This is a genomic window from Bifidobacterium sp. A11, assembly GCF_000499185.1.
Lineage (GTDB): Bacteria > Actinomycetota > Actinomycetes > Actinomycetales > Bifidobacteriaceae > Bombiscardovia > Bombiscardovia mizhiensis.
In genome coordinates this window covers 1-501 of record NZ_AWUO01000032.1, presented here as the reverse complement: position 1 = coordinate 501, position 501 = coordinate 1, and the positions used below count along the sequence as shown (strand labels likewise).

Genomic DNA, 501 nt, shown 5'->3' with positions numbered 1-501 from the left:
ACGGCGTAGTAGTTGACGTTCTCGACGAGTCTGCCGAAATAGCCAAGGTGGGTCCGCGGCGTACCGACCATGATATGACCGGCCACGCCTCCAAGCCCCAGAACAATGCCGGCATGTTGGATGGTGTTGACGGGGTAATAGAGCTTGGCGCCGACAACCCCCACCCGTTGCAGCTGGGCGAAGGAGACCATGCGCGTCATCCAGAGCGGACTGATGACCTGGGTGTCGTCGTTCAGGAAGAGAAGGTACTCCCCTCTTGCTTCCCTGGCGGCCAGGTTGTTGATGCGGGAGAAGTTGAAGGGAATGTCCAGTTCCAGCACCCTGAACCGGTCGCCCAGGCGCTCCTTGTACCTGGCGTACAGCTTCTTCATGGCCGGGTTCCTGCTGCCGTTGTCGGCAATGAGCACCTCATAGTTGGGGTATTGGGTCTTCCCGATCAGCGAGTCCATGCACCGCTCGATATTGTCATAGCCATCCTTGGTGGGAATAATCACCGACACC

1 protein-coding gene is annotated in these 501 nt (G+C 58.7%); it reads right to left on the bottom strand.

Annotated elements, in window-relative coordinates; genetic code table 11:
- Positions 1 to 501 (bottom strand): glycosyltransferase (locus P273_RS0109155; RefSeq protein WP_029676383.1); only part of this gene is annotated, 501 nt, incomplete at both ends.